We start from the raw sequence: 8,409 nt of genomic DNA, 5'->3' as shown, positions 1-8,409 counted from the left end.
GACCCAATTATTAATGTAACTCCAGGAAGTAACATTACAAATATCAATATTGGGAATGTAAATAATCGAGGTGAAATTAGCGGTACAAAATTTAATGATACGAATACTAATGGAATATTCGACCCTGGAGAAAATGGTTTAGCAAATATTACTTTATATTTAGACTTGAATGAAAATGGATTCTTAGACGATGGAGAACCTCCGACTATTACTGGTATTAATGGTGAATATTCTTTCCTAGATTTACCCCCAGATACTTATATAATTAGGGAAACTCAAAATCCAGAATTTGACCAAACTACTCCCGACCCAATTATTAATGTAACTCCAGGTAGCGATATTACAAATGTCAATATTGGGAATGTAAATAACCGAGGTGAAATTAATGGCATTAAATTTAATGATAGAAATGCTAATGGAATATTTGAACCTGGAGAAAATGGTTTAGATAACTTCACTTTGTATCTTGATTTGAATAACAATACTCTCTTAGATATTGGGGAACCTGCAACTATAACAGATGAATTTGGTTTCTATTCATTTGAGGATTTACCTCCCAATACTTACACAATACGAGAAGTGCAAAAATTTGGCTTCTCTCAAACTACTCCCGACCCAATTGTTGATGTAACTCCAGGTAGTGATATTAATAATGTTAATATTGGCAACTTTAGTGAATTTTCTTTCCTATAGTTTGACCATTTTTTGAATTCAAAATTCAAAATTAAAAGTTCAAAAATTTGGATTCTATAGCTCTACGCATTCAGGTTAGGACATTTCTAAATCCTAAAACCCTTTGACAATTTACTATTCCCTATTCCCTATTCCCTATTCCCTAGCGCGTAGCGCTATAACTTAATTTCAATAATTGTTTAATTAAGGATTCAAACCTCGTTCGTAACTAACGAAAAAATCAAAAATATTTTCCTTATTTCAAGCCTCTGACTTTCCTGCGGAATGCTGCGCAAAAAGGCAGAGGTTATAATTTTGAATTGATTTGACCAGATAAACAGAACTTATTTTCCTAAATAGGAGCGCCGAAGTTGCCAAATTAGCTCCCGATAGAGTTCATTTTTGACTCTATTTCCTCGTTCGCAGTGTTCCAGCTTAATATCATCTACAAAAAACTTAACGATAAAGACTTTGTTAGGGTCCATCGCTGGCCCTCCCACTACCCTAATTTCTTGCATCCAAATTTTCGGATTTTGCCATTCGATTTGTGAGCGTTTAAATCGTTCTTCTAACCATAGGATAAACTCATCGACAAAATCATCAAATCGCGTATCATCAATGGAAAGATTATTCGCTTTTACCAATAATTTATTAGTTTTCCTTTTGAGAAGTTCAATTTTTTGCTCCCAAAATTCAGGAAGTATTTTCCGATCTTCTAACAACAAATCTGTATCTTCTAACCAGGCACTATACCATTCTCTGATTAAACCAATCAAAGAGTCTCCTCCAGGTCTCGCATTATCTCCTTCTTCTAGAATTAATTTTCGTTGATGATTACTTAAAGAATCTGCTTTTTTTAATAAACCAAGTTGCTCACAAATATTCAAACAATTTCCTTGAATAGTAACAATTTCATTGTCTTCTAAACCTTGATTTTCAAACTGTTTTACCTGTTGAGATAAAGCATAAAACCCATCCTCTATTTCCTTTAACTTCTGATTAAGTTTTTGTTCTGCTTTTAGTCGTAGAAAACCCGCTTCTCGCTTCTTTTCTGTTTTTATTCCTGGTTTAGAAAATCCATAAAATTGATTTATAAGTTCAAGTTTACGATCAATTTCTCCCATAGTATCAGGATGTGCTAAAACTACCTTTTCAATTAACTCAATTGCTTGACCAGGTTCAACCATTGACATAATTGGAACTTCAAGTTGATCGTAATAATGAGGAGTAGGACGAGTCAGGTTAACAATTTCTTTTTTTTCAAAGTTTGAGTTGGGAATATAGAGATCGCTGTGGTTGCTAACAACATACAAATGAGTGACTCGTAAACCCACTTTTTTAATAACTGCTAGTTGCCCAGAAGAAAGTAAAATTACATCTCCAAATTGGAAGGGAGTATCTACTAATAAAACCAAACCGCTTAGAAAATTGGCGAGAGAATCTTTGAATGCAAACCCAATAACAAAGGATGCTCCTCCAATAGCGACCCAAAGTCCACTAATATTAATTCCCAAAACTTGTAAGAAAAATGAGGTACCAAGAACATAGACTAAAATTGGTAATATGGTTTCAAGGATGGGAACTAAAACATCATCCCACATAGCTTCTGTTTTGTTAGCATATTCCCTTAAGTAGTACAGAATAACTTGAGTTAAAAGTTGACCGATAATATAAGTAACTAGAGCAATAGTTAGAGCAGTTAATCCTTTTTTTAGCCAAATTTCATAACTGTCGAATTCAAACTGAGGAATTAATAATATTTGAATCCCGACAAAGAGTGTAATTAGTAATAAAGGTTTGCGTATAATTTTTAAAGTTGTGATGGCTGCATCTGAAGATAATTGACGAAATAAAGGAGGAAGAATTACAAATGTTATCAAATATAGTATGGCAACTATCGATCCTAAAGTTGCTAAAATTTCTAATATTTTATTCAGTTCAACCATATTAACCTGTTTAATTTATAAAAAATAAGCTTTTTAATTTTTGGATTGTATTAGTTTATTTTACCTACAAAATGTGAGCTAAAATAATTAGCATCATAGCCTTTCAAAAAAATCCCTCATACGAGAAGTGTAAAAATTTAGCTTCTGTCAAACTACTGTTGATCCAGTTGTTAATATAGCTTCTGGCAGTAATATTAATAATGTCAATATTGGCAACTTTAGTGAATTTCTTTTCAATAGTTTGACACTAGAAAGTTCTAGTATTAGTGAAATTTAAGTATTTGACTTGAATTTTCGTGGCAAGAATATCTCAAACAAGGAAAATTGCTTGAAGTCTAGTCAGATGGATTTATATAGAATAGTAGTAGGGATGCTACTTATTCTCACCCCATTGCACCTCTTAATAGTCGTTTCAGTTTAGATTGAGACCAGTGTTTCTTGTCTTGAAAGGATTTCATCCTTATTTGAAATGACTATATATAGCAAAAGGCTGAGGGCGCTATGCTGAAGGAAAAATCCTGCTATGTCTAAGTTTTAGGCAATTGAAATGTCCTAACAGTAATGGAACTGCTATACCAAATCTAACTTATCCTCATGGCAAGCTATACATCCTGAAAAAAAGGTGTTAGGTAGTACGCAAGTTTTAGGTGTTATGGGAGTTCAAGAAAAATACCAAAGTATGAATAGTTGTCACATGCGCAGGATAAATTATTGATAAACGTTATTACATCCTCAGCTTGAAACGAGAAAATGAAAATTTTCTTAAGCTACAAAAAAAGAGAGAGGATGATTGAGTTGCAGCTAGAAAAAAATCGTGATACTATAAATATATTGGGGTTACTTCGCCCCTATACATGACTTTTTATTCAACGCAAAAATTCAATTGATGGGCAAAGCGGAATCAGGTCAGATGAAAGAAAAAGGTTTTGCTGCGGAACATAAAATGCAGTAGGGATGCTATCCCCATCCCTTATCTAATCGCCTCAACCTTAAACCACAAAGTTATCATTTTATGAAGCTCGAGAAAAGAGAGAGGATTGTCAAGTTGCACCTAGAAAAAAATCGTGATACTATAAATATATTAGGGTTATCTCGCCCCTACACATGACTTTTTATTCAACTATAAAACATCATTAAAGTTATAAATTACTATATAAATAAAACCCTCTGCCTATCTTTCAATGACGATAATGAAGAGAAAAAATATTACTCCGAAAGAAACTAAAGAGACTGTTGATATTTCACTAAAAGTTCAGAGATATAATCATAACCATCCACTCCAATAACAGGCAAAATTTCTGACCGTTTCCGATTTAAAATCTCATTAAAATCTTCTCCCAACTGACCCTTCAAGACAACCATCAAACCAGCAGTTTGTCGCCATTCATTAGCACCAATTTGCTCCAAAAGATACATACCCAAACAACCAGCAAAAATAGCTTTCTCCAAATTTTGCAAACTATAGTAAGCCCGAGCAAGATAAGCCAAATTCAAACCTTGCAAATATAAATCTCCAGAATATTGAGCAGCTTGCCAACCCCCAGCTAAATATAACAGAGCATCTTCAGGTTTTTCTAATACCATAAATGCAATTCCTAGACTACTAAAACAAAGAGACCTACTCTGACCATCCCCCAAAATTTCTGACAATTTCAAACCCTGTTGTAGATAATTAATCGCATTTTCATAAACCTCAGTTTCCATCACCTCTTTTTGTCTAGCTTGGAAAACTTCACTAAAACCAAAATTAGCTAAAGCATTAGCTTCCCCTCTTTTATCCCCTACTTGTCGGGAAAACATTAACGCTCTCTGACTATAATTAATCGCCTCACCATAATCCTTTATCGCTACAGAAGTCCGACTCAAATGATTCAAATTAGCAATTTCACAGGATTTATCCTCCGTCTCTTGAGCAATTTCTAAAGCTTTTTTATGAAATTCCATCGCCTTTAAATATTGCCCTAAAGTCTGCTGAGAATAACCCAATAAAGTTAAAATTCTTCCCTTAGCTTGAGTACCTTGAATTCTTTGCAAAGGTTCATCTAAATAACTCAAAGCATTTTGTAAATATTCTCCAGAAAAAGAAGCAAAAATTCCACCATAGAGAGGAAAATATTCTCGTTGATAAAAGGCGCGGAGAATTTGCAATGTTACCTGAAAACAAGAATTACTTAAACTAGGTCTAGCCTGAAAACCATCAGCTAACTGACACCAAATAGCAGCAAAAGTTAAAAAAGTAGAAATAGATAATTTTGCTCCTACCTTAGCATCATAAATTAACTTATCAAACCATTCTACTAATCCTCTTTGTAAACATTGTAAAATTACCGCCAACTCAACTAGATCGCTCGCTTCAATACTAGCTTTCCCAGCAAATTCTACCACAGATTTTTCCAAAGCAATAGTATTAAATAAACCCTCTGGAAAAGAACTATTTACCTGTTTTGACCATAATACCCAAGGTCCCCTCTGTTCGGGTGTCCCACCAAATCCCAGTTGTCCTCGACTTTGGTCATATATCCAACTTACTAAATAAGGTTGCAGTCTTTGCCAAGCTTCTAGACCTTTATTAATACCAGTGGTAAATTGCTGCAAATCTTTTTTCAGGTCTGGGTCAGTAGTTTGGAGTTGTTGGTCTTGTAGAGTTTGGCCAAGTTTTTGTATTTGGTTAAGGGTAAGAGGTTGTTTTTGGTTAGGATCAATAGCATTAAGTAAACTTGTCAGACGTTCCCTAGTTTCTGCATTAATAATTTGTTGTACAGATGTGGCGATCGCCTCTTGAGTTTGATGTTCTTTTTCCCACCTTTCCCATTCTCCTTGAATAGTTTTTAATGCTCGTAAACGACGATTAGCTTTTGCTTGTTTTAACTCATCAGCTTCCGTATCTACCTGATTTTTAATAGTTTGAAAACGTTCATCAAAACAACGTTCAAATATTTCTCCTGTACCACTACTAATTTCTTTAACAAGCATTTGATATACCTGTTCTTTGGAACGAATTTTACCTTGAAGAGTAATTTCTATAATATGGTCAATGAGATTTAGATAGCGTTCTTGCCAAGAAATAGATTCTGTCATTTTAGTTATTAGTTGTTATCTTATTTATTTGTCTTAAATTATTTGTTAAAAAAACTGTAGGAGTTTGGTCTCCAAACACAACCAGAATAAAATATAGCAATCCTATTTTATTCATGGCAAAAATATTACCGCTTTTTAGGCACAAGGCAACAGGCAAAAGCTAGGAATTTCAACTTTTTTATTTACTTTTTAATTACCCGTAGCCTATGGGTGGATTGCTATATTTAACAATATAATATTCAAGCATAGCAAAGTTTTTAGTAATATCAAATATAGCAATCCTATTTTATTCGTGGCAAAAATCTTACTAATTTTTAGGGAACACTTAACTAGGAACAGGGAACAGGCGAGAGTTTCAAGTTTTTTATCTACTTTTTGATTACCCGCGACCTATTTACAATTGCTATATAGCAATCCTAAATCCTAGAAACCTGGTTTGTATTAAATGCCCTACCATATTAACATCTATATCCCATAAACCCGGTTTCTTATCAAACTTCAAACAAGTCCAATTAATCCTAGAAACCTGGTTTGTATTAAATGCCCTACCATATTAACATCTACATCCCATAAACCCGGTTTCTTATCAAACTTCAAACAAGTCGAATTAATATAATTACTATTAATCAATATCTCCATATTATTTATTAATTATTTCAGTGATGTGCAATAGCTTAATTAGTCAGTAAGCAAATCTAGAAATCTATCACTATAAACATCTTTTCAAACATTTCATTAACCATATCTTCCATATTATGTATATTTATAGCATTCGGTCCTTGAACAAATTCTTGTAAAGTAATTTTCTTATTCTTAAAATCTTTAACAAAATCACGCAAATTTTTCAAAGACATTACCTCCAATTCTGCTTGTTGTAACAAATCTTCCATCAAATCTTCTCCATTTTTCTTAGCTTTCCGATACTGTTTAACCATATTACCTTGAGGAGTATTTTTTACCTCCCGTAATTCAGCTTTAACTTGTTGATACTGTTGAGATAATAATTCAATTTCTTTCCCTAAACGTTCACATTCTTTTTCACTATCATTTTGGTGAAAATTCACTTTTTCTTGATTTTTCTCCCGTTCAATTTCTAGTAACCTAGCCAGATCGCCACTTTTATAAGCAATATTAATTTCTTTCATTATTTCCGTATAGAGAATACGAGTTTCATCGTCCGTAGCTTTATCAGGATGAAACTTATCAGCTAATTTCAGGAAAATTTTTCTTAAATCTCTACTTGGACGTGGTTGAGAAATATCTGGTTGTTCATAGAATTTAGAGTGATTTTTATCATCATAATAATTATCTCCAAAAAAGTCTTTCTCAGTTGAATCTTCCGAATTATATTCAACATCATCTTGAAAATTTGCTGATGATGATTGAAAAAAATAGTCTGGTATTAGAGAAATTCTCCCTGTTAATTGTAGAGTTCGATAAATATCTATAATTTCTTGCCTTTGGCGTTTTCCTAAACGTTTCTTACTTAGAATTTTCTCAAAGAGACTATGAATTTCTCGATCCAAGGTATGAATTTTTTCATCGAAAGGTCTACTTTTATGAGACATTTCTTGACTCAATGTTTGTATTTGTTGAGTGAGGTTAGATAATTCAGTTTTTTTACGTTTGATTTGAGTCAGAAGTTTTTTGTGCTTTTGATGAAGAAAATTTATTCTAGCATGAGTAGAAGAAAATGATAGAGTATTTTCTTGAGATACAGAATTATAGGTAGCTATTTTTTTAGTTTTTATTGGCATAATAAATTGTCTTGACAATTATTTTAGCAATAGAATCTTTTATAGTTTATCGTGATTTACTCAATGTGTCATCTTAGTCAGAATTACAGCGCTTTTCAGATTGATAAACCACATCGTCATATAAAATCCGGTTATACAGTAATCGCAAAATTACTTCCTCTTATATATATAATGTTCTATTGAATACGAATTTAAAAATTCATGCTATTCAAATCCTTTCTTTATCCTGACTCCTGACTCCTGACTCCTGACTCCTGACTCCTGACTCTTAGAGCGATACGATAACTAATTACCCGGATTATATATCACAACCAAAACCTTGTAGGGACGTTCCATGGAACGTTCCCACTGTCGTCTACTGAAATGAAAACCGCTGTAATCTCATATTCAAAGTAGTTGTATGCTATGTCTTTGTAGAATATAAAAAGCTTATACCGTTTCACCGAATTCAAAAGTCAAAAGTCATGCATTAAGATTTTATAGACTCATAATTCTGACGCTACAGTAGTTTCAGGAAATTATTTCACATCTAAAGTTTGAAACTATTTGTGACATTTTTAAAGTGAATTGGTATTAATATCCAACTTTTCTATTACAGAATTACCAACTAGATTGGGCAAGAGGTTTCCCGTTATAATCTCTGTAACGGAAGAGAATTTCACATTTAATATTAGACATCTCAAATAATAAAAAATTGAATAAATTATCCCACAGAAATTATCAATTATTTCCCACTACTCCCTCTCTTCTGGAGATATCTATTATTTATACCATTTTGAAAAAAGAATGTTAGGAATAATAATATCATGTCCGGATAAGAGCGTGATAAAAAAACTTTCTCATGCATATACTTTCTTTCTCCCCTCTTTCCTCCTGACTCCTGACTCCTGACTCCTGACTCCTACCTTTTTATTTATAACTATTCAACCGGACATGATATAACAACTATTAAAAGC

4 protein-coding genes are annotated in these 8,409 nt (G+C 32.9%); 1 reads left to right on the top strand and 3 read right to left on the bottom strand.

The window, feature by feature from the left end; translation table 11 throughout:
- Positions 1-693 (top strand): SdrD B-like domain-containing protein (locus tag ACP6PK_RS10005; RefSeq protein ID WP_426559481.1); only part of this gene is annotated, 693 nt, incomplete at its 5' end.
- Positions 694-1,016: 323 nt separating this feature from the next.
- Here the strand turns inward: ACP6PK_RS10005 and ACP6PK_RS10000 are convergent.
- From ACP6PK_RS10000 to ACP6PK_RS09990, 3 genes are all read right to left on the bottom strand, one after another.
- Positions 1,017-2,618 carry a mechanosensitive ion channel family protein gene (locus ACP6PK_RS10000; protein WP_426559480.1) on the bottom strand — a complete coding sequence of 534 codons (1,602 nt, stop codon included), beginning with the start codon at positions 2,616-2,618 and terminating at the stop codon, positions 1,017-1,019.
- A gap of 1,221 nt (positions 2,619-3,839) precedes the next feature.
- The gene (locus ACP6PK_RS09995; protein ID WP_426559479.1) at positions 3,840-5,696 is read right to left on the bottom strand and encodes a tetratricopeptide repeat protein; all 1,857 of its coding nucleotides are present in this window, start codon (positions 5,694-5,696) and stop codon (positions 3,840-3,842) included.
- A 695-nt stretch (positions 5,697-6,391) separates the two neighbouring features.
- Positions 6,392-7,453 (bottom strand): J domain-containing protein, encoded by a 1,062-nt coding sequence (locus tag ACP6PK_RS09990; RefSeq protein WP_426559478.1) that lies wholly within the window; start codon positions 7,451-7,453, stop codon positions 6,392-6,394.
- Positions 7,454-8,409: the final 956 nt, after the last annotated feature.

The sequence above is a fragment of the Dapis hubbardiae BLCC-M172 genome (genome assembly GCF_050016015.1).
In the GTDB taxonomy this organism is placed as follows: domain Bacteria; phylum Cyanobacteriota; class Cyanobacteriia; order Cyanobacteriales; family Microcoleaceae; genus Trichodesmium.
Note: the sequence above shows the minus strand (reverse complement) of the source record. Positions and strands in the feature narration are given on the sequence as shown.